The sequence below is a fragment of the Balneolaceae bacterium genome, from assembly GCA_034521445.1.
Classification (GTDB): Bacteria; Bacteroidota; Rhodothermia; order Balneolales; family Balneolaceae; genus JAXHMM01.
Window position 1 is genome coordinate 144014 of record JAXHMM010000017.1, and the last position, 23547, is coordinate 167560.

Annotated in this window: 21 protein-coding genes, 1 tRNA gene and 1 pseudogene; 5 read left to right on the plus strand and 18 right to left on the minus strand. The window is 62.6% G+C overall.

What is annotated here, in order from left to right; translation table 11 throughout:
• Nucleotides 1-68: 68 nt before the first annotated feature.
• From U5K31_14510 to U5K31_14545, 8 genes are all read right to left on the minus strand, one after another.
• Nucleotides 69-1142: a hypothetical protein gene (locus tag U5K31_14510; GenBank protein MDZ7773935.1), complete on the minus strand. Its 1074-nt coding sequence runs from the start codon at nucleotides 1140-1142 to the stop codon at nucleotides 69-71.
• The gene (locus tag U5K31_14515) at nucleotides 1142-2149 is read right to left on the minus strand and encodes a hypothetical protein (GenBank protein MDZ7773936.1); all 1008 of its coding nucleotides are present in this window, start codon (nucleotides 2147-2149) and stop codon (nucleotides 1142-1144) included. The genes U5K31_14510 and U5K31_14515 overlap by 1 nt, the downstream gene beginning before the upstream one ends.
• Before the next feature lie 24 nt (nucleotides 2150-2173).
• A complete protein-coding gene (gene purB / locus U5K31_14520) occupies nucleotides 2174-3469 on the minus strand; it encodes an adenylosuccinate lyase (GenBank protein MDZ7773937.1) in 1296 nt (431 codons plus the stop codon).
• A gap of 93 nt (nucleotides 3470-3562) precedes the next feature.
• Complete coding sequence (locus U5K31_14525; protein ID MDZ7773938.1) at nucleotides 3563-5086, minus strand: M48 family metalloprotease; 1524 nt, start codon at nucleotides 5084-5086, stop codon at nucleotides 3563-3565.
• 25 nt (nucleotides 5087-5111) lie between these two features.
• Nucleotides 5112-7013 carry a DUF2779 domain-containing protein gene (locus tag U5K31_14530; GenBank protein MDZ7773939.1) on the minus strand — a complete coding sequence of 634 codons (1902 nt, stop codon included), beginning with the start codon at nucleotides 7011-7013 and terminating at the stop codon, nucleotides 5112-5114.
• On the minus strand, nucleotides 7014-8042 hold the full coding sequence (murB, locus tag U5K31_14535) for a UDP-N-acetylmuramate dehydrogenase (protein ID MDZ7773940.1): 1029 nt from the start codon (nucleotides 8040-8042) through the stop codon (nucleotides 7014-7016).
• Between the two features lie 2 nt (nucleotides 8043-8044).
• A complete protein-coding gene (locus tag U5K31_14540) occupies nucleotides 8045-9421 on the minus strand; it encodes a hemolysin family protein (protein MDZ7773941.1) in 1377 nt (458 codons plus the stop codon).
• Nucleotides 9422-9578: 157 nt separating this feature from the next.
• On the minus strand, nucleotides 9579-10025 hold the full coding sequence (locus U5K31_14545) for a single-stranded DNA-binding protein (GenBank protein ID MDZ7773942.1): 447 nt from the start codon (nucleotides 10023-10025) through the stop codon (nucleotides 9579-9581).
• Between the two features lie 144 nt (nucleotides 10026-10169).
• Between U5K31_14545 and U5K31_14550 the strand changes: the two genes are divergently transcribed.
• The 3 genes from U5K31_14550 to U5K31_14560 are packed head-to-tail and all read left to right on the plus strand — an operon-like array spanning nucleotide 10170 to nucleotide 13365.
• Nucleotides 10170-11621: a nicotinate phosphoribosyltransferase gene (locus U5K31_14550; protein ID MDZ7773943.1), complete on the plus strand. Its 1452-nt coding sequence runs from the start codon at nucleotides 10170-10172 to the stop codon at nucleotides 11619-11621.
• 4 nt (nucleotides 11622-11625) lie between these two features.
• Nucleotides 11626-12249, plus strand: a complete 624-nt coding sequence (gene pncA / locus U5K31_14555) for a bifunctional nicotinamidase/pyrazinamidase (protein ID MDZ7773944.1) — start codon at nucleotides 11626-11628, stop codon at nucleotides 12247-12249.
• Nucleotides 12250-13365: an FAD-dependent oxidoreductase gene (locus tag U5K31_14560; GenBank protein ID MDZ7773945.1), complete on the plus strand. Its 1116-nt coding sequence runs from the start codon at nucleotides 12250-12252 to the stop codon at nucleotides 13363-13365.
• A 13-nt stretch (nucleotides 13366-13378) separates the two neighbouring features.
• On the opposite strand, the gene U5K31_14565 is transcribed toward U5K31_14560, so the two are convergent.
• The 6 genes from U5K31_14565 to U5K31_14590 form a co-directional block, all read right to left on the minus strand.
• Nucleotides 13379-13467 (minus strand) — tRNA-Ser (locus U5K31_14565).
• A 55-nt stretch (nucleotides 13468-13522) separates the two neighbouring features.
• Complete coding sequence (locus tag U5K31_14570) at nucleotides 13523-14206, minus strand: hypothetical protein (GenBank protein MDZ7773946.1); 684 nt, start codon at nucleotides 14204-14206, stop codon at nucleotides 13523-13525.
• A 216-nt stretch (nucleotides 14207-14422) separates the two neighbouring features.
• A complete protein-coding gene (gene murQ, locus U5K31_14575; protein ID MDZ7773947.1) occupies nucleotides 14423-15433 on the minus strand; it encodes an N-acetylmuramic acid 6-phosphate etherase in 1011 nt (336 codons plus the stop codon).
• 3 nt (nucleotides 15434-15436) lie between these two features.
• Nucleotides 15437-16948, minus strand: a complete 1512-nt coding sequence (locus U5K31_14580) for an acetyl-CoA carboxylase biotin carboxylase subunit (GenBank protein MDZ7773948.1) — start codon at nucleotides 16946-16948, stop codon at nucleotides 15437-15439.
• A 36-nt stretch (nucleotides 16949-16984) separates the two neighbouring features.
• Entirely contained in the window at nucleotides 16985-17698 is a 714-nt protein-coding gene (locus U5K31_14585; GenBank protein MDZ7773949.1) for an alpha/beta fold hydrolase, read from the minus strand.
• 117 nt (nucleotides 17699-17815) lie between these two features.
• Nucleotides 17816-18814: a squalene/phytoene synthase family protein gene (locus tag U5K31_14590; GenBank protein ID MDZ7773950.1), complete on the minus strand. Its 999-nt coding sequence runs from the start codon at nucleotides 18812-18814 to the stop codon at nucleotides 17816-17818.
• A gap of 112 nt (nucleotides 18815-18926) precedes the next feature.
• Here U5K31_14590 and U5K31_14595 point away from each other — a divergent pair, with 112 nt between their 5' ends.
• Complete coding sequence (locus U5K31_14595; protein ID MDZ7773951.1) at nucleotides 18927-19898, plus strand: phosphoribosylaminoimidazolesuccinocarboxamide synthase; 972 nt, start codon at nucleotides 18927-18929, stop codon at nucleotides 19896-19898.
• Nucleotides 19899-19935: 37 nt separating this feature from the next.
• On the opposite strand, the gene U5K31_14600 is transcribed toward U5K31_14595, so the two are convergent.
• From U5K31_14600 to der, 4 genes and pseudogenes are all read right to left on the minus strand, one after another.
• On the minus strand, nucleotides 19936-20568 hold the full coding sequence (locus U5K31_14600) for a hypothetical protein (GenBank protein ID MDZ7773952.1): 633 nt from the start codon (nucleotides 20566-20568) through the stop codon (nucleotides 19936-19938).
• Between the two features lies 1 nt (nucleotide 20569).
• Nucleotides 20570-21124 (minus strand): hypothetical protein, encoded by a 555-nt coding sequence (locus tag U5K31_14605; protein MDZ7773953.1) that lies wholly within the window; start codon nucleotides 21122-21124, stop codon nucleotides 20570-20572.
• A 3-nt stretch (nucleotides 21125-21127) separates the two neighbouring features.
• Nucleotides 21128-21826, minus strand: coding sequence for an NADH-quinone oxidoreductase subunit I (locus U5K31_14610; protein MDZ7773954.1), 699 nt, complete (start codon nucleotides 21824-21826; stop codon nucleotides 21128-21130).
• Nucleotides 21827-21911: 85 nt separating this feature from the next.
• Nucleotides 21912-23204: pseudogene (gene der / locus U5K31_14615) on the minus strand (ribosome biogenesis GTPase Der).
• Nucleotides 23205-23304: 100 nt separating this feature from the next.
• On the opposite strand from der, the gene U5K31_14620 reads away from it, so the two are divergent.
• On the plus strand, nucleotides 23305-23541 hold the full coding sequence (locus tag U5K31_14620) for a hypothetical protein (protein MDZ7773955.1): 237 nt from the start codon (nucleotides 23305-23307) through the stop codon (nucleotides 23539-23541).
• Nucleotides 23542-23547 lie beyond the last annotated feature (6 nt).

Sequence of the window (23547 nt, forward strand, 5' to 3'; positions counted from 1 at the left end):
GGTCGACGAAGATAAGGAAAAATAGCCACTGCTTCAGCCGGCGGAGAGCCAGCAGGCGGGCCGGCGCCCTAGGCTTGCCGGGTGAGCCAGCGGAGGGGATCGGTGCCATCGGGCTTCCAGTGCAGGGGCGGGGACTGTGCATCGGTCAGGTATTCCGAGCGCTCCGCCCAGCCCGGCACTTCCGCCTCCGGATGCGGCAGGTAGACCGACTGCAGTCGGGGACCGAATTGACCGGCCAGGTCGGCCACCGTCTCCTCGTCGCCCTGGACCCAGTAGCAGATGAAATCACGGTCCAGCTCCAGTCCCCCCTCCTGCACCAGGAAGTGGTCCAGCCAGGCCTGGGGGCGCTCCACGGCCTTGTTGTAGGCGAAGCGGTGGCGCAGGGCGGGTCCCGGCTGCAGATACTGCGGATTCTCCAGCCAGAAAGACTCGATATAGTCGGTCCACTCGCATTTGATCTCATCCAACGGCCACGGGGCCACCACCACGGCCACCGAGCGGCAGCCCATGCCCCCGTAGCGGAAAACGGCCTCGGTCAGATCCTCCATTACGCGCGGATCGCGCCGGTCCACCCAGGCCAGGGAAAAGCCGGCGGTTCGTACCAGGAAACGCGCATCACGGGAGGCCATGTCCCCCTCCTCCACGGCGCGGCGAACCGGGGGCACCGAGCGCTCCGAGCCGGCAAAGAGCACCGCCTCGTGGGCCATGCCCTCAAAATCGCTCAGCCGGTGGGTCCACTGTACCTGCCGGTCGTTCCAGCCGGCGGTCTTCTTCACTTCGTTCAGGAAGGTGGGCATCAGGTAGGGATCCTTGCGGGAGATCTTACCGCTGTAGCGTCCCCCGCCGAGAAGTACCGCCAGGGCGTCCTGCATGCCGACCAGGGGCAGGTTGCCGGCGTGCAGACAGAGGGTCAGCGGAGCGGGCGCATGACCCTCCTCCAAGCCAGCCCTTTCGACCCAGGTGCGCAGTCCTTCCGGGGTGCAGCTCCGGCGAAGGGCCTGCAGGGCGTTCCGCACGTCGGGCAGGGAGAAGTAGCCCTCATCCACGGTACGTTCCACCGCCTCTTGCAGATAGGCGTTCTCCTCGTGCAGCCAGTTCTCACAGGCTTCGGCCAGATATGATATGCGTCTTTCAAGTTCCATTAATCCCTGTCAATCAAGAAGTTACACCCTCTCATATTATCTGGTTTCCATCTTCCCTCCACCCGAAACTTGCCCTTGCCGTTATGTGCCCCGCGGTCTCCTGTGAGCAGGAAGGCGCAGGAGTGGCGGTTGGCCAGATCCACAAAGCCCAGCAGTCCCTCCTGCCCCGGGGGGAGTGCACGGGAGGGATCGTCGGGATCGCGCACGGTCACGCCCAGCCAGGGCGGGCTGTGAAACCAGCTGCCCCCGGTGGCGTAGGCCTGGCTGAGCATCTCGGCCATGCCGTACTCGGAGTGCACACGGGAGATGTCCAGACCGAAGCCTCGGGAGAGCCTGCGGTGCAACTCATCGCGGTTCATTTCCCGGCGTCGGGTTTTCATGCCCCCTGTTTCGATAACCACGCTGTCGGAGGGAAGAGGGGGCGCGCCCGCCTCCAACAGATCCAGCAGACCGAAGGCCGCCCCAAAGAGCACCAGCGAGCGCCCGCTCTCCTGTACCACTTCAACAGCTCCGCCCTCGTAGGCCTCGCCCAGCGGAAGGAAGCGGCTGAGGGGACTCCCGCTGGCTTCGATGAGTTCGCGCAGCATCCAGATGAGGGAGGAATCGGGGTTCTCGCTATAGCCGGGCGTGCAGGCCCAGACCGCCGAGCTTTCCAGGCGGTAGTGGCGGCGAAAGCCGCGGAGCAGGGAGTCGCGGTAGCGTTCCGGATCGGGCACGCGGTGCACGCTGCGCGGGCCCCCGCCGGTGCCGCTGCTGCGGAAGAGGAGATCCTCTTCATCGTCCTCGACGCCATTCTCCCCTGTCGGGGTGATTACCTCGGCATCGGCGAAAGCGCGCACGGGCAAGAGGGGAAAGTCGTCTGGGTAACCGGATACCTGCTCCGGAGCCCCCAGAGCATCGCAGAAACGGCCATAGACAGGATTCTCCGCCCGCTGGAGGCGGTAGAGAGCGGAAGCCTTCCCGGCAAAGGGAATATCTTCCGAAAATAGCTCCTTCGTGTCACTCATGACGGAAAAGGGATTACAGGGGACTCAGGCGAGACCCACGCGCTTGAAAATGCGGTCCACGTTTCGCGTGTGGTGGTCCAGGTCGAATGCCTCGTCGATATCCTCAGCCTCCAGGTAGCCGGTAACCGTATCGTCGGCCTCCACCAGCTCACGGAACATGCGCTTCTCTTCCCATGCCTTCATGGCCAGTGGCTGCACCGTGTCGTAAGCCTCCTCGCGTGAGAGGCCGCGGTCGATGAGCATGTGCAGAAGCCGCTGGGAGAAGGTGAGCCCGTAGGTGCGCCAGATGTTCTCCTCCATGTTCTCGGGATAGACGCGTAGATTTTCAATCACACCCGCAAAGCGGTGCAGCATGTAGTCGAGCAGGATGGTAGCGTCGGGCAGGATGATGCGCTCTACGGAGGAGTGTGAGATATCGCGTTCGTGCCAGAGGGGAATGTTTTCGTAGGCGGAGGTGACATAGCCCCGTAGCACGCGCGAGCAGCCGCTGATGTTCTCCGAGCTGACCGGATTGCGCTTGTGCGGCATGGAGGAGGAGCCCTTCTGGCCCTGGCGAAAATGCTCCTCGGCCTCCCTCACCTCGCTGCGCTGCAGGTGGCGCACTTCCACGGCCATCTTCTCCAGCGTGGAGCCCACCAGGGCCAGCACGGAGACGTAGTGGGCATGGCGGTCGCGCTGCAGCGTCTGGGTGGAGATGGGCGCCGGGGCAAGTCCCAGTTTCTCACAGGCGTACTCCTCCACCTCCGGCGGGATATTGGCGAAGGTGCCCACGGAGCCACTCATTTTGCCGAATTCCACGTCCGTCGCCGCTTTCTCGAAGCGATCGATGTTGCGCTGCATCTCGGCGTACCAGAGGGCGCATTTGAGCCCGAAGGTCGTGGGCTCGGCGTGCACTCCGTGGGTACGTCCCATCATAACGGTATACTTGTGCTCACGCGCCTTTGCGGCCAGCACCTCGGACATGCGGGACAGTCCCTCGCGCAGGATGGTGTTGGCCTGTTTGAGGCGCACCCCGTAGGAAGTGTCCACCACGTCGGTGGAGGTGAGCCCGTAATGCACCCATTTCTTTTCGGGTCCCAGCGTCTCTGAAACTGCTCGCGTAAAGGCCACCACATCGTGGCGGGTCTCCTTTTCGATCTCCTTGATGCGTCCCACATCAAAATCCGCCTTTTCGTAGAGGGTCTCCACGTCCTCCTCGGGTATTTTGCCGAGACGGCTCCAGGCCGAACAGGCGGCCAGTTCCACCTCAAGCCAGGAACGAAACTGGTTTTCGAGAGACCAGATGTCCGACATCTCCTTGCGTGCGTACCTTTCGATCATGAATGGGGGAAATTAGTTTTTGGCGTGGGTTCCGGAACAAGATATTAAAAGTAGGGCGCAATGGATAAGGGAATCGGGGACGGAAGATCCGGTCTACCGCCCGCCTGCCGGAACCTTCAGGAGGGTGCCCTCGGCAATGACCTGGCCGTCCTCCACCTGGTTCAGGATGGCGATCTCTTCCAGGGTAACCTCGCCGGGCAGCGGCTGCGGCAGCAGCGCGGCCAGGTCGCCCTCTCTTTGGGCGGGACGAACCTCCAGGCGCAGGGGACGGATGGCGAGAATGTCAGGATTGTCGAGCTCCCGGAAAGAACTTGCGGTTCGACCGAAGGTCTGCTCGTAACGGCCGTAACGTTCGGCATAGGTGTAGGAGGTGAAGCGGTAGATGAGGTCGCCGTAGGCCACGGCGCGCACGCGGTAGCGTACCTGGTTTCCCTCCTGTGTATCGGCGGAAGCTTCGGCTTCGTAGGCCGTCAACCCGTGCTGGCTGTCCTGTGACTGATCCAGGACGGTGATACCCTCCTGGTTGAGGAAGGCCTCGACCGAGGCGCGCGGGCTGTCGTGCTCGCTGTCGATCTGCAATAGGGTGACGGCGTCTTCTTCGGGGCTGACCGCGGCCACAAGATTACGCTGGTTGATGAGCTGCCAGTCATCGGGCCGGTCGAAGCGGAAGGCCAGGTCGGGATGGTAAAAAACTCCTTCGCGCGAAAATCCTTCGCGGGGGTTCTCTCCGTAGACCAGTCCCTCGAGGCGTCTTAGGTAGTCTTCGCGTTCAATCACCTCCTGCGGGTAGCCTTGCTCGGCCCAGTCCCGGGCCAGTTCGGGGATGGTCTCAGCCCGGACAGCCGGGTCGGGATGGGTGGACTGGAAGGTGGGCAGGGAGTGCCCCGACTGTGCGGAGATACGCTGCAGCGTGGTGAAGAAGTCGGCCCCTTCGGCCGCCTCGTAGCGCTGCCGCGCGGCGTACTCCACACCCAGTGCGTCCGATTCCCTTTCGTCCTCGCGGCTGTAGCTCAGAAATAGAAACTGCGCGGCCTGGCTGCCGGCCGCCAGGATGTCGCCGCCGGGCACACCCAGCAGCTCCTGACCCGCAATGGCGCCGCCCAGCAGGGCAAGCTGGCCGACCTGCTGCTCCAGGGCACGCTGGGAGGCATGGCGCGCGGCCACGTGGCCGATTTCGTGTCCCAGCACCACAGCGAGCTGCGCCTCGTTCTCCAGGTGCGCCAGCAGTCCCCGCGTCACGTAGACGTAGCCTCCCGGCAGGGCAAAGGCGTTGACGACGGGCGAGTCGAGCACGCGGAAGGTGAATTCGGTCTCTCGGTACTTTTGCTGGCTGTCCTCACGCCGCATGTGGCTCACCTCCAGCATGCTCCGGCCCACGCGGTCGACGTAGTCCTGGATCTCCTCATCGGGATAGACGCCGTATTGCTGCTGTATCTGCCGGTCGGCCTCCTCGCCCAGCCTCAGTTCCTGCTCCCAGCTCCAGGCATAGGCGCGGCGGTTGCCGGTTATGGGACTTTTCTGCACCGAGCAGGCGGAGGTGAGCAGGGCCAGAAGGAGCACGGCGAGGAGACGGACAGCGGATCCCGGCCGGCGGCGTTGAAACGAAGATGTGTTCATGTAATTGGTGTCTGAAAGTAGAGGGTCAGGAATCTTGTACTTGAAATGCGCATCCGCTGTTCCAGTGCTGGAAAATCATCAGCATGGCCAACGTGTCCAACTCGCAGTATTTAAGCAACGAAGAGAGGCGGTCCTGGCGTTCGTCCACTCCGAGCCGGCCGGCACGCAGATCCGCATAGCTGGTCATGGCCTCCGCCCCCCGCTGCACGTCCGCCCCGCCCTGTTCCACCAGGATGCGGTAGGGGCTGCGCACCCCGCCCTTCCCGTCGGGCTGCCACCAGACGATTCCGTCGAAATTGGAGCCGCGGTAGGGGCGGCTCCAGCGCTCCTGCAGCACTCCGCCCATCGCCATGACTGCACGCACCACCTCCTTCAGGCCGAGGGAGTCCTCCATGTGGCGGTTGTAGTAGTAGTCGCGCACCAGCCGGCTCATGTCGGCCAGCTGGACGGCCGGTCTTCCCTCCGCCCCGTCCAGCAGAGCGTCCAGCCAATCGAGTAGCTCCCGACGGTCTTCGGGTGCCCGTCCGCGTTGTTCCTCCCGCAGCTCACCGCGCATCTTGCGCAGGGCCTGTCCCTCGAATCCTGAATACTGCACGAGGGTGCCGCCGCCCGTCGAAGAGTCCGCTCCCAGCCCGGGCACCCTGGCCAGGTTGCGCAGCAGGGCATAGTTGCAGTAGCCCTCCCCGCCCCGGTCAATCCACTGCCGGTGGCTCCACGACCCATCCTCGTGCAGGGTGTGGCAGGAGAACTGGAAAAGCTCCAGGTGATAGGGCGGTCGCCCTCCGCGGACAGGAACAGCGTAGGTGCCGGCTTCAAAATCAAGAAAGTACAGCGGGTAGCGCCAGGAGGCGAGCGCATCCGGCAGGCCGGGGCGCACGATCTCCTCCGGCAGCTCTCCACCCCGGTAGCCCCTCATCTGCAGGCCCTGCCGCTGCTTGGCGGTAAGGGGACGCTCCCCCGCGCGTACCTCGGCGACAGTGGCAATTTCCTCTTCCGGGATCTCATGCTGCAGGTAAATGCCCTCGCGGCTCCAGCGGCGTATGCCGGGACCGAAAAGTCCGAAGATGTGACGGTCGTCCTCCTCCATGCGGCCGCTCCAGCACTCCCGGAAACCGTGCGGTTCCCGCCCGTCGTCCGGATCGAGGCGGAACTCGCAGCCGCGGCACTTGTAGCCCGGCGAAGGCTCGGGCCGCCGTTTCCCGCGCAGCAGCTCCACCGCACTTTCCATGGCGTCCGGCAGCTCCAGTCCGGCCCAGGAGGTGCCCCTGAAAAGCTCCCCGCGGCGTACACGCGAGACCTCCTCTTCGGCCTCCACCTCCACCAGGAGCGAAGACTCGGGATGTGGAAGCGGATCACCTTCCTCCAGCATGCGATGCAGGGCGTCGTTGGCAGCCCTGCCACTGCGGCTGGGGAAGACAAGCAGGGGACGAAGCTTCTCCCCGGGAAGGCACCAGGAGACCACCTGCATGCGGAAGGCGAAGTCCAGGAGCGTTTCTCGCCATGTATCGCGCACCGCCCCGCCCTTACCGCTCAGCCTGTGACGCCCCGGTTTAAAGGCGCGGGTCTGCACCAGAAGGCACTCCAGGCTCCCCTCCCGCCGGCGCAGCAGGGGAAGGCGGGCCCGGCAGCCGCGGTCTTCGAACTGCGCGTCATAGACCAGCTCCCAGCCCTGATCCAGGGCTTCCCGCGTGGCCCCAGCAGCGGCGGCATCCCCCTCCTTCTCTACGCGGAGTCCCCCGGGATGGACGGCCCTCAGAAGGGCTTCCAGCTGACGCCGATTGTAGCGGGCATGGCGCGCGTAGGTGCGTCTCTCCTCCTTTTCGGGATAGTCCAGGCGGTGGTAGCGCAGGCGGACGGGACACCTGGTGGCCGTGCGGAAAAGAAAGGAGCGCAGCAGGGGCGCTTCGCCTTGCGGTTTTGAGGCCATTCAGCTTATGATATTCACTTCCGGTACCAGTTCAATGCCAAAGACGCCGGCCACCTCGTCGCGGATGCGGCGGGCCAGCTCCCAGACCTCGTGGCCGGTAGCCCCGCCGTGGTTGACGATGACCAGGGCCTGCTGCCGGTAGGTGCCCACGGGTCCAACTCTACGTCCCTTCCAGCCCGTTTCCTCTATAAGCCAGCCTGCCGGTACCTTCACCCGGCCTTCGCCCGCCGGATAGTGGGGCATGCCGGGCCAGCGCTCCCGGAGTTCCTCAAAGCGTGGACGATTGATCACCGGATTTTTGAAAAAACTGCCGGCATTGCCCAGGTCGTCCGGGTCGGGCAGCTTGCTGCGTCGCTCGGCCATGACCGCACGGCTGACCTGGTCGATGTCGGGATTGACGATGCCCTCTCTCTCCAGGCGTCGGCGCAGGGCGTCGTAGCCAGTGTTCACTTCGTGCTGAAGGGAAAGCCGAAGTGTCACGTCGGCCACCAGCCATTGTCCCCTGCCCTCCCCCTTGAAATAGCTGTCGCGATAGCCAAAACGGCACGCCTCGCGGTCGAAGGTGCGCGTTGTGCCGTCCGACAGGTTAACCGCCGTGAGGGAATGGAAAACGCCGGAGAGCTCCGCCCCGTAGGCGCCGATGTTCTGTATGGGCGCGGCGCCTACGGTGCCGGGAATGAGGGAAAGATTTTCGATACCGCCCCACCCCTGCTCTACACAGTGGCGAACCAGTGCGTGCCAGTTCTCGCCTGCGCCCGCTTTCAGCCATAGGTGGCGGTCGTCGCGGGCGATTACCTCCCGACCGCCAACGGCCACGTGCGCCACGATTCCGTCCACATCGCCCAGGAACAGAACGTTGCTTCCGCCACCCAGGATATGCACCGGACGCTCCCGGCTGGGGGGCGCTTCGAGCAGTCGTGCCACGTCGGGGATTTCCCGGATTTTGACAAACCATCCGGCCGTGGCCCCCACGCCAAGCGTATTGTAGGGAGCGAGATCGACGTGTCGTCGGATGGAAAAATCGGCCATGCTTACTTGTTTTCCCTGCTGTCGGAAGAGCGGGGCCGGGCGTTTCCGGGCTGCACACGCACGCGGAGCTTGCGCACCCGGTTGTTCTGCACGGAGTGGATGGTAAGTTCCAGGTTGCCGTAGTAAACCCGCTCGCCCACATTGGGGATGCGTTCGGTGAGATGGTAAACAAGTCCCCCCAACGTCTCGTACTCGTCCTGGTCGGAGGTCAGCTCGCACTCGATGATCTCCTCCATGTCGTCCAGATCGATTTTGGCATCGAAGATGTAGACCCCGTTCTTGAAACGGGTGTAGAGCTTCTCCTCGTTGTCGTCGTACTCGTCGGTAATGTCGCCCACAATCTCCTCCAGGATGTCGTCCAGGGTGATCAGCCCTTCGGTCCCCCCGTACTCGTCCACCACAATAGCGATATGCGTCTTTTCCTGCTGGAAGTCGCGCAGCAGGTCGTCCAGCTTCTTGGTGGCCGGAATAAATAGCGCCTTTCGGGCAATGGAGCGCCAATTAATGGTGGTGCGCTCGATGTCGGAATTGATGTAGGGAAGCACGTCCTTGGCGTAGATCACGCCCAGGATGTTGTCCAGGTCACTTTGGAAAAGGGGCATGCGCGAGAGGTTTCTGCCGCGGATCAGCTCGAGTACCTCATGCAGGGTGTTCTCGGTGGATACGGCTACGACATTCACCCGCGAGGTCATGATTTCGCGTACCGAGGTGGTGCCGAACTCGATGACGTTCTCGATGATCTCGCGCTCATCGCTCTTCAGCGAGCCCTCCATCTCGCTAACCTCCGCCATGGTCTTGATGTCCTCTGAGGTCATCTTGGCGCTGGGTTTGGGAAGACGCCCCTCCAGGCTGAGAGTGCTGCTGGCGATCCAGCGCGACAGGGGCTTTAGCAGCACGAAAAAGAAATAAATGAAGCGGCTGATACGCCGGGAGGTCTGAAGGGAGTTGTTGATGGCGATGAGCTTGGGGGTAATCTCGCTCAGAATAAGGATGGTAAAGGTGAGCACCAGCACTTCAATGGTGAAAGCCAGGACTTCAGGCAGCCCGTACCATGCGGCCACCTGGCCGGTAAGCACGGCCGCCAGCACGGAAGTGACAATGTTGGCCACAGTGTTGCCGATTAGGATGGTGGCCAGCAGGCGACGCGGCTTCTCCAGCATGCGCAGGATGAGTTGGTCGGCGGTACCTTCCATCTCTCCCTCGATAAGCAGGTCCGGTTTGCGGGAGATAGAGAAGAGGGCTACCTCCGATCCCGAAAATAGCGCTGAAAAGACCAGTCCCAGCAGGATAAACAGCCCCTGGACGGCCAGAGTGAGCACGGAGGGTGCCTCTCCGGAAAATACGTGCTCCTGCATCATCAGGAGTAGGTCTCCCATCATGTATAGACTGCCGGGATCGTCCAAGGACGCAACATTCGGTTCATCGGTTTCAGAGGCCTGCGGGTTCCCGCGGGGTGCAAGATAAGAAAAAAGCGGTGGATTGCACGCAATCCACCGCCTGGCAGGGTCCTTCCGTTATTCGGGTCAGGTGTAGGGCTTAGAAGGGAAGGTCGTCGTCCATATCATCCAGGTCCTCGTCGAGGTCTACGTTGCTGGAGACAGGCTGGGAGCTGTCGGGCTTGGCGGGTGCCGCCTCACGGGCCTCGCGATCGCTCTTGCTGTCGAGCATGGTCAGGGTGAGGGCCTTGATTTCGGTGGTATAGCGGGTCTGTCCCTCACGGTCCTCCCACTGGCGGGTCTGGATGGGTCCCTCGATGTAGACCTGGGAGCCCTTTGTCAGGTACTCCTGGCAGATTTCCGCCAGGCGTCCCCAGGCCACCACACGATGCCACTCGGTGTTCTCCTTCCACTCGCCGGTGCTGTCCTTGTAGCGTTCGGAGGTAGCCACGGAGAGGTTCGCCACGGCCGTGTTAGACTGGGTGTAACGCACTTCGGGATCCTGTCCCAGCCGGCCGATAATCATCGCTTTGTTCAGTGAACTCATAACGGTTCCTCATTTGGGGTTACTTTTCTTGGGTAAAAGGTAAGACATCTGAGGCAGGAAATCCTTACAGTTTTTTTTCCCACAGCGGGCCGTTCGCGTCTCCCTTTTCCTCTGCATATGCCAGAAACGAATGCCTGTCCTCCCTTGTTAGAGCATCTGCACAACCCCCAACAAACCCGGCGCCACGTGATCTCCCACCCTGCACTCTACACCGACTACTACGAGCTGACCATGGCCCAGGGTTATGTGCTGGAGGGCCGGGCGGAACAGACCGCCACATTCGACTATTTTTTCCGCGATCTTCCCTTCAACGGGGGATACGTGCTCTTCGCCGGCATCTCCGACCTACTGAAGCTGCTGGACGAATACCGTTTCGGACCGGAGGAACTGGCCTGGCTGAAGGAGCAGGGATTCAAGGAACCCTTCCTGGACTACTTGGGGGATATGGAGCTCGAACTTGACATCCTCTCGGTTCAGGAGGGCGAAGTGGTTTTCCCCCGGGAGCCGCTGGTGCGCGTGGAGGGACCGGTCGTGCAGGCCCAGCTTCTCGAAACCCTGCTGCTGAACATCCTTAACTTCGAATCGCTCATCGCCACCAAGGCCTCCCGCATGACCCAGGCGGCCGGATCGGGCAAGGTACTTGATTTCGGGTTGCGCAGGGCCCAGGGCTACGGCGGGCTGCAGGCCTCCAAGGCGGCGATCATCGGCGGAGTGGAGGCCACTTCCAATTCGCTGTCGGCCTTCCTTCACGGCACCCCGGCCAGCGGCACGATGGCCCACTCCTGGGTGCAGTCTTTCGACACGGAACTGGAGTCCTTCCGTGCCTTTGCGCGCTGCTACCCCGATAACAGCGTGCTCCTCGTGGATACCTACGACACCCTCCGCAGCGGGATGCCCAATGCCATCAAAGTGGCTCATGAGATGGAGGAAAGGGGCAACCGACTGAAAGGTATTCGTCTCGACAGCGGCGACCTGGCCTACTTTTCGCGCAAGGCGCGCGAAATGCTGGACGAGGCGGGGTTGGGTTACGTAAAGATCGCCGTTTCCAACCAGCTGGACGAGCGTCTTATCAAAAGCCTGCTCGACCAAGGGGCACCGGTGGACCTCTTCGGGGTGGGTACACGCCTGGTGACCGGTCACGAAAGCCCGGCCCTGGACGGGGTCTACAAGCTGGCTGCCATCGACGGGGATCCCAGGCTCAAGATCTCCGAGAATATCGAAAAAATCACCCTGCCCGGCCGAAAAAAAGTGCTGCGTTACACCGACGGGCGCGGTCGCTTCTACGGCGACGGCATCGTCCTCGAAGAGGACGTACAGGCCGATACCATTTACCACCCCTACTATCCCGCCAAGCACACTGCCATCAGCGGCTATGACGCGGAAGAGCTGATGCAGCCGGTCATGGAGGGCGGACGGCAGACCGCCGGCGACGCCACCGCGCAGGAGAGCGCGGACTACGCCTCCCGCCGCCTGGAGAAATTAATGCCAGAGCATAAACGTTTCGAAAATCCCCACATCTACAAGGTGGGCATCGGCGGGTCCCTGATGGATCTGCGCGACGAACTCACCCGGCAAATCAAAAAGCAATCAAACTGACGCCATGTCCCGACGCGCACTGCTCATCATTGACGTCCAGAACGACTTCTGTCCCAGGGGCGCCCTCGAGGTGCCCGAAGGCGACCGAGTGGTTCCGGTGATCAACCGACTCTCCGGCGCCTTCGACATCGTAGTGCAGACGCAGGACTGGCACCCCGACGGCCACTCCTCCTTCGCCTCCTCCCATAAGGGCAAAGAGCCTTTCGAGACTGTGGAGATGTCCTACGGCGAACAGGTGCTCTGGCCCGACCACTGCGTTCAAGGCAGCGAGGGGGCGGCCTTTCATCCCGACCTGGAAACCCACCGCAGCCAGCTCATCGTGCGCAAGGGTTTTCGGCCCGACATCGACTCCTACTCGGCCTTTTACGAGAACGACGGCAATACCTCCACCGGCCTGACCGGCTACCTGCGCGACCGGGACGTTGAAACGCTCTATGCCGTGGGCCTGGCCACCGACTTCTGCGTGAAATGGTCGGTGGTGGACGGACTCAGGGAGGGGTTCAAGGTTACCGTCGTTGAGGACGCCGTGGCCGGCATCGACCTCGACGGCTCCGTGGAGGCCGCCTGGCAGGAGATGGAGCAGGCAGGCGCCGGCAGGGTGCGCTCCGGCGAACTCCACGGGACGTAGATGTCCGTATCCGACTACCTGGTCCTGGGCGCCGGCCTTGCCGGCACATCCCTGTCGCTGGCCCTGTGCCGTGCCGGCCGAAACGTGCGGCTGGTCGATACCGCGGCAGTAGGCTCCGGGGCCTCCGGAACGCCCGGTGCGCTGGTCAACCTGGCCACGGGGCGCCGCGGTACCCGCGTATGGCGGGCCGACCGCTGCCTGCGGGCCGTGCGCGGTAACCTGGAAGCCGCCTCGGACCACCTGGAAGCCGGCGATCCCCCCTTCTGGCGCCCCACCGGAGTCCTGCGCCCTGCCCTCACCCCCAAGATGGCCCGCAAGATGCGCGAGCAGTACGAGAAGACGCAGTGGGACCCTTCCATGTGCCGGTGGCTTGACCGCGGAGCGGTGCATGAACGGCACCCCGGAATCTCCTGCGTGGACGGGGGACTCTGGCTGCCCGCCGGCATGTCGGTGGACAGCGGCGCCTACCTGGAGGCCCTGGCACGGCTGCTATGTGCCGAGGGGGCGGAGGTGCACGAGCATGTCTCCTATGAGCTGCGCCGCGAAAACGGAGTCTGGATCGCCGAGGGTGAGGACGGCGTGGGCCAGGCCATCCGCTGGAAGGCGCGGCGCGCGGTTTTCGCCGCGGGACGCGCCATGGTGGAACATCCGCTCTGGAATTTTCTCAACCTGCATCCTGTCAAGGGGCAGCTGGCCCTGCTTGAGACTGACCAGCCCCTGGGCTTCGCCCATTCGGTCTCCTCCCTGGGCTACCTTTCCAACGCAGGCGACAACCGGCACTGCGTAACCGGAAGCACCTACGAGCACGACTACAACCACCTGAAGCCCGACCAAGAGGGCGAAAACTACCTGCGAAGGCGCCTGCGACGAGCCCTGCCGGAGCTGGAGGCACGCGCCCGCACCAAGGGCCGCTGGTCCGGCGTGCGGGTCTCTTCCCCGGATCGCAAACCTGTGCTGGGGGCGCACCCGCGCGAGAAGGACCTCTATTGCTTCACGGCGCTGGGTTCGAAGGGACTGCTATACAGCGCCTATCTGGCAACGTGCATGTCCGGCTGGCTGGAGGGCATAGATAAGCTGCCGGAGGCAGTCCACATCCGCCGTATGACGGAGGGGTAATCAGGGAAAAGTGCGGAGAGGGAGGGATTCGAACCCTCGGTACCCCTATGGGGGCACACTCGCTTTCCAGGCGAGCCCGTTCGACCGCTCTGGCACCTCTCCGAAAAGAAGGGCTAAGATAGGACATTGCCGCTGCAGTATCAACGCCTAAATCGCCTCAGATCTCTACGCGGAAGTCGTGCCTGACGAAGGCTCGCACCTCGCTGCCCTCGTTCCTGGCGGGCCGGAAGCGCCACTGGTGGGCGGCCCGCAAAGTGGCCGAAAGAATGGACTCCGGGAGGTCGTTAACTATTTCGAAACTGCCGTCCTTGTTAATGCGACGAATCTCTGAAATGCTGGCCTCCTCCACGGAGCCGTCGCGGTTCACCAGGAACCGGATTTTAATCACCACCTCGCCCAACTTGCCATCAAGATCGGAGGGAAGGGTGGGCTCCACGATGCGCACCACGCTGGGCGGAAGTTGCGGGTTTGCTGCGATTTCGTCGCTGTTTCCCCTGCTTTCGGGCATAGGCGTCGAGAGGGAATCGGCGTACTCGTCAAAGGTGGCGTCGGAAAAATCGATGGGATCCTCCTCAATGATGCGGTCGTTGGGCACCTCGATGGGAACCGGCGGCGCCGGCGGCGGGGGTGGCTTGCTCTCCTGCGTGGTGCGGCGCACCTCCTCTATCGGGGTATTGCTGTCAGAGTAGATCACATCCTGATAAACCGGATCGCCCTGGTCCGGGACGGGCCACAGCAGTACGAAGGCTAGGGCGATCAGCTCTGCCGCGGCGATGCCCGCCATGATGCGCACGCGGTAGGTCTGCTCGCTGCGGTGACTATGTCCGTTTCTGTGGTCCACCGGGATTCGCCCTTGTTTTTGTGTAGTGATAACTACTTACTAGGTATCTAAATTCCGCACCCTTTGCAATTCCTTTTCGTTTTGCCCGCGGCATGGCTTTACCCACATCTAAAAAAACGAAAGACTTCACCTGAAAATTATATGCACAGGCCGGCTGGAGGAAATGGAGGTAAAAGATCCACCGATCCCATATGAGCTAGCTGGTCGGGGCACGAATCAGGAGCTATCCACCCCCAGTTCATGAAGGGTGCGCCGCACAAAACCGTCGTTTCGGGCCAGCAGTCGCTCGGCTTCGGGACGTTCTACCTCCCCGAGGGTCATCACCAGGGCCACCTTTACATTGCCGCCCGAAGCCTTCATGGCCCGGTCGGCCCCCTCATAATCCAGGTTGCTGAAAAGCATAAGAATGCGGCGGGCCCGCTCGTGCAGCTTGCGGTTGGTGAGCTGCAGGTCCACCATCACGTTTTCATAGATCTTGCCCAGGCGTACCATGGCCCCTGTGGAAATCATGTTGAGCACCATCTTCTGTGCGGTGGCGCTTTTCATGCGGGTACTGCCCATAATCACCTCGGGGCCCACCGGCACGTCGATCATAATATCCACCTCCAGACGCACCTGCTCGCCCGGCACCGTGGTCACCATGACGGTGAGACAGCCGCGTTCGGCCGCCTCCCTGAGCGCCCCGTGCACGTAGGGCGTACGACCGCTTGCCGCCAATCCAATAAGGATGTCATATGAATTTAAACCTATATCTTCCATGGCTTTACGCCCGTTCTCCTCGAAATCCTCAGCACCCTCCTGGGCGACGAACATAGCCTCACGTCCGCCTGCGATCAGGCCCTGCACCCTATCCGGGTCGGTGCCGAAGGTGGGAGGACACTCAGCCGCGTCAAGCACGCCCAGGCGTCCGCTGGTACCTGCCCCGGCATAGATGAGCCTTCCCCCGCTCGCCAGGGCCGCGCGCACGGCCTCGATGGCGCGTGCGATCTCGGGCAGGCGCTTCTTTACGGCAGGCGCCACTTTTTGGTCCTCCTCGTTGATCAGGCGGGCGATCTCCCCGGCCTCCGCCAGGTCGATGCGCATGGACCGGGGATTTCGCTGCTCGGTGTCGAGGGAGCGCAAAAAATCGAACAGGGATTCCGAATCGTCTTCTTCCCCAGGCCTTCCCGGCGTGTCCCCGCCTGTGGGCGTGCTTCGGTCGGGATTGCGTGCATCGTCGTCAGTCACAGCTCAGGAGTGGGATTGGCGTTTGCGCCACCACTCGGAAGCTGCGGACCCGTTGGCGCCGCTGCGCTGCAAGTCGAGCTGCTCCCCTCCGCCGTTGGTCGACCGGAGAAGTGTGGCGGCCAGCATGCGGGTGGCGGGCGGGACCCGTCGGGCCTCGTCCAGTGCTTCCGGGCGGAACAGGTCGGGCACAAAGTGCGTGTCGTAGTCACCGGACACGAAGTCTTCGTGTCCCAGCACATAGCTGCAGAAGGGAATAGTGGTGCGGCACCCGGCGATCTCGTACTCCTCCAGGGCACGCAGCATGCGTGCAGTGGCCTGCCGGCGGTCGCGGCCGTACGCGCAAAGCTTGGAGATCATGGGGTCGTAGTTAATGGTCACGGCCTGCCCCTCCTCCACCCCGGCGTCCACGCGGATGCCGTTGCCGGAGGGGATGCGGTGGCGGTGGAGGGTGCCCGTACTCGGCAGAAAGTTTTCGCGGGGGTCCTCCGCGTAGATGCGGCACTCGATGGCGTGTCCACGGACGGTCACCTCCTCCTGGCTGAAGGGCAGCTCGCGTCCCTCGGCCACCAGGATCTGCAGCTCCACAAGGTCCAGTCCGGTAATGAGTTCGGTGACGGGGTGTTCCACCTGCAGACGTGTGTTCATCTCCAGGAAGTAGAAATTGCGTTCAGCGTCCACCAGGAACTCCACCGTGCCGGCGCCCACGTAGTCGCATGCGCGGGCGGCCGAGATAGCCGCGGCGGCCATCTCCTCCCGCAGCGCGTCGGTGAGGATGGTGCAGGGCGCTTCCTCGATCACCTTCTGGTGTCGGCGCTGAATGGAACACTCGCGGTCAAAGAGATGCAGGCAGTTGCCGTGCTCGTCGGCCATGATCTGGAACTCCACGTGGCGCGGTTCCACAAGGTACTTTTCGATATAAACCCGGTCGTCGCCAAAAGCGTTGCGCGCCTCCGAGCGGGCCGCACGAATACCCTCGCCGAACTCCTTCTCCTCGCGGATGATGCGCATACCCTTGCCTCCCCCGCCGGCCGCCGCCTTGACCAGCACCGGGAATCCGATGTCACTCGCCACCTGCTCAGCCTCCTCTACGGTTTGCAGCTCTTCGGTGGTGCCCGGCGGAAAGGGCACGTCGGCCTTGCTCATAAGGGTGCGCGCTGCGGTTTTGTCGCCCATAAGCCGGATGGACTCGGCCGAGGGACCGATAAAGACTATCCCCTCATTCCTGCAGCGCTCGGCGAAGTCGCCGTTTTCGCTCAAAAAGCCGTAGCCGGGATGGATGGCGTCGGCGTCTGTCTCACGGGCCGCCGCAATGATCTTGTCGTGTACCAGATAACTTTCGGAGGAAGCGGCCGGTCCTATGGCCACCGACTCGTCGGCCATGGATACGTGGGGGGCGTCCGCGTCGGGCTCCGAATAGACAGCCACGGTGGACTTGCCCATCTCCTTGCAGGTACGGATGACACGGCAGGCGATCTCCCCCCGGTTGGCTACCAGAATCTTGTTAATGTCGGGCATGGGACGTTCGGACTTGAATGGCTTGGTTGAATGGTATCAGATGATGTGGGTCCTGAGCATACGTTTCCAAAGCTCCCACTCCTTCTCCCCAGGCAGGTTCCATACATCCAGCTCGTGCTCGACGAACTTCATGCGCAGCACGTGGCTCATCCGGCGGGAGAGACTTTCCCTGGAATCGCCGGAAAAGGTGGCCAGGCGGAAATCCACCTCCTGGATATGCTGCAGGAGGGTAGACGAACCCAGGTTGGGTACGTAGTCCACGGGATTGTTGTAGTAGACGTCGTCGTCGTAGTGATCGCCCAGGAAGGTTTTGATGTCGTAGACCCCACTCATGCCAATAACCTTGCCGAACTCCTCCGGGTGCTTCAAGGCGAGGTTCACCGCGTGGTAGCCTCCCAGATCGGAACCCGCGATGATGAGGTAGGGAATATCGTTGTGCTGGCGAATATAGGGCACCACCTCCTCCACCACATAAGCCTCGAACTGCGTCTGTCTAGTGACCCGTCGGTCTGCGGTGACAGTTTCGTTGAGAAAGCTCTCCTCGTCCACCGCGTCGATGCAGAACAGCTGGTTGTACTCCTCCCCGAGCTGGTGGGCGATGGCCTCCACCATCCCCTGCTGCTCCCACTGACCGTGTTTGGCCCCTCGCGTGGGCAAGGCCAGCACCGGGGTGCCCGATCGGCCGTATACCGCAAGGGTCATGTCGCGTCCCAGGCTGGGACTTCTCCAGGTTTCGATATTTTTTTGCATAAAATCGTGCTGATGCGAACGGTTAGGGCGCGGCCGAACGGCGCGCGGTACAGGGGGAATATAACAGAAAGCCCGCTTTAGTGTAAAGGTCCCGGCCGGCCGCGCGAAGGCGCGCGCCTAACTCTGCTGGTAGCGCATGCGGTACAGCACACCGGGCAGCACGGCTAATTTTTCGGTGGCATTCAGGTAGGCACGCCGGTCGAAAACGCGGTAGCCGTTCTCCTCGATCTTGTCCAGTATGCGGCTGTAGTTGTAGCGCGCAAGGTAGACCGGCAGGCGTGTGCCGGGCTCCAGCATGGGCACGCCCAGGTCGGAGCGGGCGTAGTAGCGGCGGGCGCGGTCGATCTGAAAGCGCATCAGCTCGCGGAAGTTCCCGTCCATGCGTCCCCACAAGAGCTGTTTTTCGGTCACTCCGAAGCGGCGAAGCTCCTCTGCGGGAAGATAGATGCGGTCCCGGCGAAGGTCCTCTCCCACGTCGCGCAGGATGTTGGTAAGCTGCATGGCAATGCCCAGCTCTTCGGCGTGATCCAGGGCTTCGGGGGTGCGGTAGCCAAAGATCTCGCAGGTCATCAGTCCCACCACGCTGGCCACCTTGTAGGCGTAGCCGTAGAGCTCCCCGAAGGTTTCGTAGCGGCGCTTGTAGAGGTCCATGCCCACCCCTTCAATGAGCTGCAGGGGAAGTTCCAGGGGGATATGAAAGGTGTTGAGGGTGTGGGAGAAGGCGCGCAGGATGGGATGGTCACACGCCCCTCCCAGGCAGGCCGCCTCCAGCCTGCGCTTCCACTCCTCCATGCTTCGGCGGATGCCCTCCCGGTCGAGCTGCCTGCGGCTCACCAGGTCCTCCGCCTCGTCCACCAGGTCGTCCACATAGCGGCAGAGGGCGTAGAGGGCGAAGATGCCCCGCTGCTTGTCGTTGGGCAGGAAGCGGGTGGCCATGTAGAAGGTTTTGGCGTGGGTACGCGTAATCTCCCGGCACTGGGCGTAGGCCTCCTGCAGTTCCTGCCCGCGCACCTCCTCGATCACCGACCGGTGCAGGGAGGTGCGCCGGTAGAGGGGCTTTACAAGCTTGTAGGATATGCGAAAGAGGTCGGTCATGGGATCGCATCGTGCGTTCACTAAAATAATGCGTTGATTCGTCCCGAACGTTCCCGCAGGACCCGGTCGTTTCAATTGCCTCGTATTTTTCGGATTTTCCCCCGACCCAGCAATTTCAACGAAGTTCCGCCACGTGGACACCTCCGCCTCCGACCGCCGCAAAGCTCTCGACCACTGCGTCACCCGCACCTCCATACAGGGACTGCCCGAGCCCTACCGGGGCAAGGTGAGGGACGTATACGAGCTGGACGCGCATACCCTCGGCATTGTGACCTCCGACCGCATCTCCGCCTTCGACCACATCATGAAACAGGCCATTCCCTTCAAGGGACAGATCCTGAATCGGCTGGCGGCCTTCTCCTTCGGCAAGGTGCAGGACCTGGTCGAGACCCACGTGGTCGACGTGCCCCATCCCAACGTCACCGTGGCAAAGCGTTGCCGGCCCCTGCCTGTGGAGGTGGTGATCCGGGCCTGCCTTACCGGACACGCATGGCGGGTCTACCGTGACGGGGGACGAACACTCTGCGGGGTCTCCCTGCAGGAGGGCATGCGCGAGAATGAGCATTTCGAGGAACCCATCCTCACCCCGGCCACCAAGGCCGAGGAGGGACATGACGAGGACATCTCCGAGGCCGATATCCTGGCGCAGGGCATCGTGGAGGAAGAGATCTGGGAGGAAATACGTGAACGCGCCTTCGCCGTCTTCGAGCGGGGACGGCAGGTGGCCGCCGAACGGGGACTCATCCTGGTCGATACCAAGTACGAGTTCGGGCTCTTCGAGGGGCGCCCGGTGCTCATCGACGAGGTGCACACGGCCGACTCCTCCCGCTATTTCTATGCCGAGGGCTACCGGGAGCGGCTGGAGGCGGGAAAACCGCAGCGACAGCTCTCCAAGGAGTTCCTGCGTGAGTGGCTGATGGATCACGGCTTCCAGGGCCGGGAAGGGGAGCGCCTGCCCAACCTGCCCGACGAATTCCGATGGAAGGTCTATCGGCGTTACGCCGAACTGTTCGAAACCCTTACGGGCGAGCCTTTCGTCCCCCGCCTGGTGGAGGACATGGACGCTGAGCTGGAGAAGCTGTTCGAAGGCTGGCGCACGGGCTGAAGAGTCAAAGCGTGAGCGGCATCCCCTATTCCGAGGTTCATGGACGCCGGTTTTGATATTTCACCCGGCCGATGCCAGCAGGGAGCACCTGCAGGTAGCCGTGGATCAGCAGGGCCACGCCGCCGGCCAGCAGCAGCTGCCAGCTCCACGTCCGGACCGCCTCCTGCAACGGGAGCATCCAGTAGGCCAGGTAGGCGCCCCCCATCAGTCCCAGGCCGCCCAGCACGCGCACGTAACCTCCCCGGCGGTACTGGTAAACTCCGTACATGAGGCCCGCTACGGCCAGGGCCCCTCCCTGGTAAATGGCCAGCATCCACTCCTTCAAGGCGTAGGTGTCGCGCACCAGGAAGTAGGAGATGACGATCAGCAACGGAAGCGCGGTATAGAGGAGGGGAAAACGAGCAAAAGCGGGCTTGGACTCCCGCACGAAAAGGGCCAGGGCGCTGAGCACACAGGCAAGCAGCAGCACGTGGCCCCATTCGGCCACGGGTGCTGCTATTACTTCGGGAAGAGGCGCAGCGAACAGCACGGCGGCCTGCGATATGCATAAGAAGGCCGCGGCCGCCAGAAGCACGCGGAAGGTGGTGCGCCCGCTTCGCACCGCCACCAGGGAGAGTTTGAGCAGGGCGTAGAGTCCGCTTGTCATCAGGATGAGGGCGGGCCACTCCATTTCAGTCTTCCCCTATCCTGCGTTCGCGCTCGCGCCGCTGCTCGATCTCGCGGCGGGCCTGCCGGTCCTGGTTGAAGACCATTACAAGGTCGGCCACCTCCTTGAGTCGCTTGCGCTCGAAGCGTACCATCTCCTGCATCAGCGAAAAGAGGGTCATCTTCTCCTTGCCGCGGTGCAGCTCGGCCTCCCAGTCGGCATGCGTTATCTCCCCGAGGACATTCACCAGGCCGGTGCGGTGCTCGGCCAGCCTGCGAAGCAGGTTCTCCGCCCCCTCCTCTCCTGTGGCGCCCCCGAAGGTCTCGCGAAAGGAGTCAAAGTCGTCCAGCGAGAGGGGCTTGCTTCTTCCGCGCGCCTCCTCCAGCAGGGGACGATAGTAGGCGCACTGGGCGTGGTCGATGAGCAGCAGCTTCTCGGCGATGGAGCTGCCGCCGGGCGGGGCTTCATGCACGGGCACCGCGTCGATGACGTGGCGGAGGGCTTCGGCCTCATCTGTCAGGTAGGCGATGTCGCCGGTAAGCTTGCGAACCTCACCCGGGTCTATGTCGGTGACGTTCATGGCCTAGCGTACCCACGCCGAATCGACCTCGGCGCGGTCGCTCCCTTTCTGCCGCTCCAGCATGTCGACCAGGGAGAGACCGGTGTTGAAATCACGGTCTCGGTCGCGCACCGAGTGGATGTTGTTCTCCTCCTGAAAATCCCAGAACTCCCCGAACTGCCGGTTGCGGTATTCGCGCAGGAACTCCAGACGCTCCTGCAGGTCCTCCTTGGGTACCAGCAGGCGCTCTTTGTCGTAAACGGCTTCCTCGCGCGACTCGAAAACGATATCGTAGTCCTTGCTCATCACGATGGCCTCTTCGGGACAGACCTCCTCGCAGTAGCCGCAGTAGATGCAGCGGAGCATGTTGATTTCAAAAATTTCAGGATAGCGCTCCTTGGGATCGTCGCTCTTTTCGCTGGCCTGCATGCTGATGGCCAGGGGCGGACAGGCCCGGGCACAGAGCCCGCAGGCCACGCAGCGTTCCTGTCCCTCGTCCTCCACCAGCACGGGACGACCCCGGAAAATAGCGGGCGGGTCCCATTTCTCCTCGGGATACTCCAGGGTAACCGCGGGCTGGAACATCTGCTTGAGAGAATACCAGAGCGCCTTGAAGATTTCGGGCAGATAGAGCTTTTCCAGCAGGGAAAGGCTGCGCTCGCGGTCGTACTCTGGATTAAGCGCATTGGCGCGCGGCTGTTCCAGGTTGCTTATATCGGCCATAGTCTGCTCGTTTCGGAACGGTTCGGGGGATGGCTGCGCGGGTTAAAATAACGCATATGCCTATTCACATCAACGCGAATATCACTCATTTCTCGCGGAAGACAAGGGTCAGCGGAACGCCCTGAAAACCCCAGCGCTCGCGAATCTTGTTCTCGATGTAGCGGCGATGGTTGGGGGGAAGTTCCGAGGGCATGTTCATGAAGAACTTGAAGACGGGAGGCGCCGACTTCACCTGCGTGGCATACTTGATCTTCAGGGCATGGCCCCTGCGCATGGGAAGGGGCTTCTCCTTGAAAATCTCTTGCAGGAAGTCGTTGAAGGCGGGGGTGGGAATCTCCCGGGCCCGCTCGGCCAGCACGCGGTCGGCCACCTCGAGCACGCGGTGCACACGCTGCCGTGTAAGGGCGGAGCAGGTCACAATGGGGATCCAACGCATCATGGGAATGCGGTCGTAGACGTACTCCTCGAACTCCCGGTGCAGGTTGGTGTCCTTGTCCGGAACCAGGTCCCACTTGTTGAGCACCAGCACGATGCCCTTGTTGAGGCGGTCCGCCTCGCGCAGGATACGTTTGTCCTGGTCCTCGAAACCCTGCATGGCATCCACCATCAGGATGGCCACGTCACACTCCTGCAGCGCCCGGTCAGTGCGCAGGGTGCTGTAGAACTCTACGTTTTCCTTGACATTCTTGCGCTTGCGCAGCCCGGCCGTGTCCACCAGCACATACTCTTTATTTTCCATGATCAGCCGGCTGTCGAGGGAGTCACGGGTCGTGCCCGGGATGTCGGTGACGATGCAGCGCTCGTCGTTCAGCAGGGCGTTGATAAAGGAGCTCTTGCCCACGTTGGGACGCCCTACAACCGCCATGCGCGGCGCAGAGGTTCCCTCCTCCCCCTGCCGCTCCGGCAGCAGGGGCACCAGGTCGTCCAGCAGCTCGCCGGTACCGGTTCCGCTCAGGGCCGAAACCGGGTAGACCCTGTCAAAGCCGAGGGCATAGAATTCGGAGGCGTTGAGGCTGCGCTCCTCGTTGTCGGCCTTATTGGCCACCAGAAGCACCGGCCTGGACTGCTGCCGCAGCAGGGCGGCCACGGACTGGTCGAGGCTGGTCATGCCCCCCGCGGTATCCACCACAAAGAGAATGACATCCGACTCCTCGATGGCGATATGCACCTGCTCGCGGACCCCCTCCACCATCACCCCGCTCTCTTCCGGCAGGTAGCCCCCGGTGTCGATGACAGAGAACTCGCGGCCGTTCCAGTGGGAGAGCCCGTAGTGGCGGTCGCGGGTCACCCCGTAGTGGTCGTCTACGATGGCTTTGCGGCTTCCCACCAGGCGGTTGAAGAGCGTGGATTTGCCTACGTTGGGTCGGCCTACGATGGAGACTACGGGAAGCATGTGGATGAAATTATTGGTATTTTGGGCCCCTTCGCGGGAAGCCGCTAAAATAAGGAATTCACCGCTCAATACAGAACCTCATTCCATGCTGGAGACCTTCTATAATAATTTCGGATTCCTGGGGTCCATCGCTCTCGCCTTCACGGCCTTTCTCCTGTTCATATTCTGGATCGCAGGAATCGCCGGACTGGCCCAGCGTCCCGACACGGGCACCAAGAATATCCAGCTGGCCTGCTGCGTGCTCTTCCCCCCCTTCCCCATTCTCTGGCTTTTCTGGGACATGTACTGGCAGAAAAAACAGATGGAGCACACCGGAGACTAGCCCGCC

Coding starts and splice junctions, on each gene's coding strand:
- U5K31_14510 (MDZ7773935.1), bottom strand. CDS start 1,142: ATGGAACTTGAAAGACGCATATCATATCTGGCCGAAGCCTGTGAGAAC.
- U5K31_14515 (MDZ7773936.1), bottom strand. CDS start 2,149: ATGAGTGACACGAAGGAGCTATTTTCGGAAGATATTCCCTTTGCCGGG.
- purB (MDZ7773937.1), bottom strand. CDS start 3,469: ATGATCGAAAGGTACGCACGCAAGGAGATGTCGGACATCTGGTCTCTC.
- U5K31_14525 (MDZ7773938.1), bottom strand. CDS start 5,086: ATGAACACATCTTCGTTTCAACGCCGCCGGCCGGGATCCGCTGTCCGT.
- U5K31_14530 (MDZ7773939.1), bottom strand. CDS start 7,013: ATGGCCTCAAAACCGCAAGGCGAAGCGCCCCTGCTGCGCTCCTTTCTT.
- murB (MDZ7773940.1), bottom strand. CDS start 8,042: ATGGCCGATTTTTCCATCCGACGACACGTCGATCTCGCTCCCTACAAT.
- U5K31_14540 (MDZ7773941.1), bottom strand. CDS start 9,421: ATGATGGGAGACCTACTCCTGATGATGCAGGAGCACGTATTTTCCGGA.
- U5K31_14545 (MDZ7773942.1), bottom strand. CDS start 10,025: ATGAGTTCACTGAACAAAGCGATGATTATCGGCCGGCTGGGACAGGAT.
- pncA (MDZ7773944.1), top strand. CDS start 11,626: ATGTCCCGACGCGCACTGCTCATCATTGACGTCCAGAACGACTTCTGT.
- U5K31_14560 (MDZ7773945.1), top strand. CDS start 12,250: ATGTCCGTATCCGACTACCTGGTCCTGGGCGCCGGCCTTGCCGGCACA.
- U5K31_14580 (MDZ7773948.1), bottom strand. CDS start 16,948: ATGCCCGACATTAACAAGATTCTGGTAGCCAACCGGGGGGAGATCGCC.
- U5K31_14585 (MDZ7773949.1), bottom strand. CDS start 17,698: ATGCAAAAAAATATCGAAACCTGGAGAAGTCCCAGCCTGGGACGCGAC.
- U5K31_14600 (MDZ7773952.1), bottom strand. CDS start 20,568: ATGGAGTGGCCCGCCCTCATCCTGATGACAAGCGGACTCTACGCCCTG.
- U5K31_14605 (MDZ7773953.1), bottom strand. CDS start 21,124: ATGAACGTCACCGACATAGACCCGGGTGAGGTTCGCAAGCTTACCGGC.
- U5K31_14610 (MDZ7773954.1), bottom strand. CDS start 21,826: ATGGCCGATATAAGCAACCTGGAACAGCCGCGCGCCAATGCGCTTAAT.
- U5K31_14620 (MDZ7773955.1), top strand. CDS start 23,305: ATGCTGGAGACCTTCTATAATAATTTCGGATTCCTGGGGTCCATCGCT.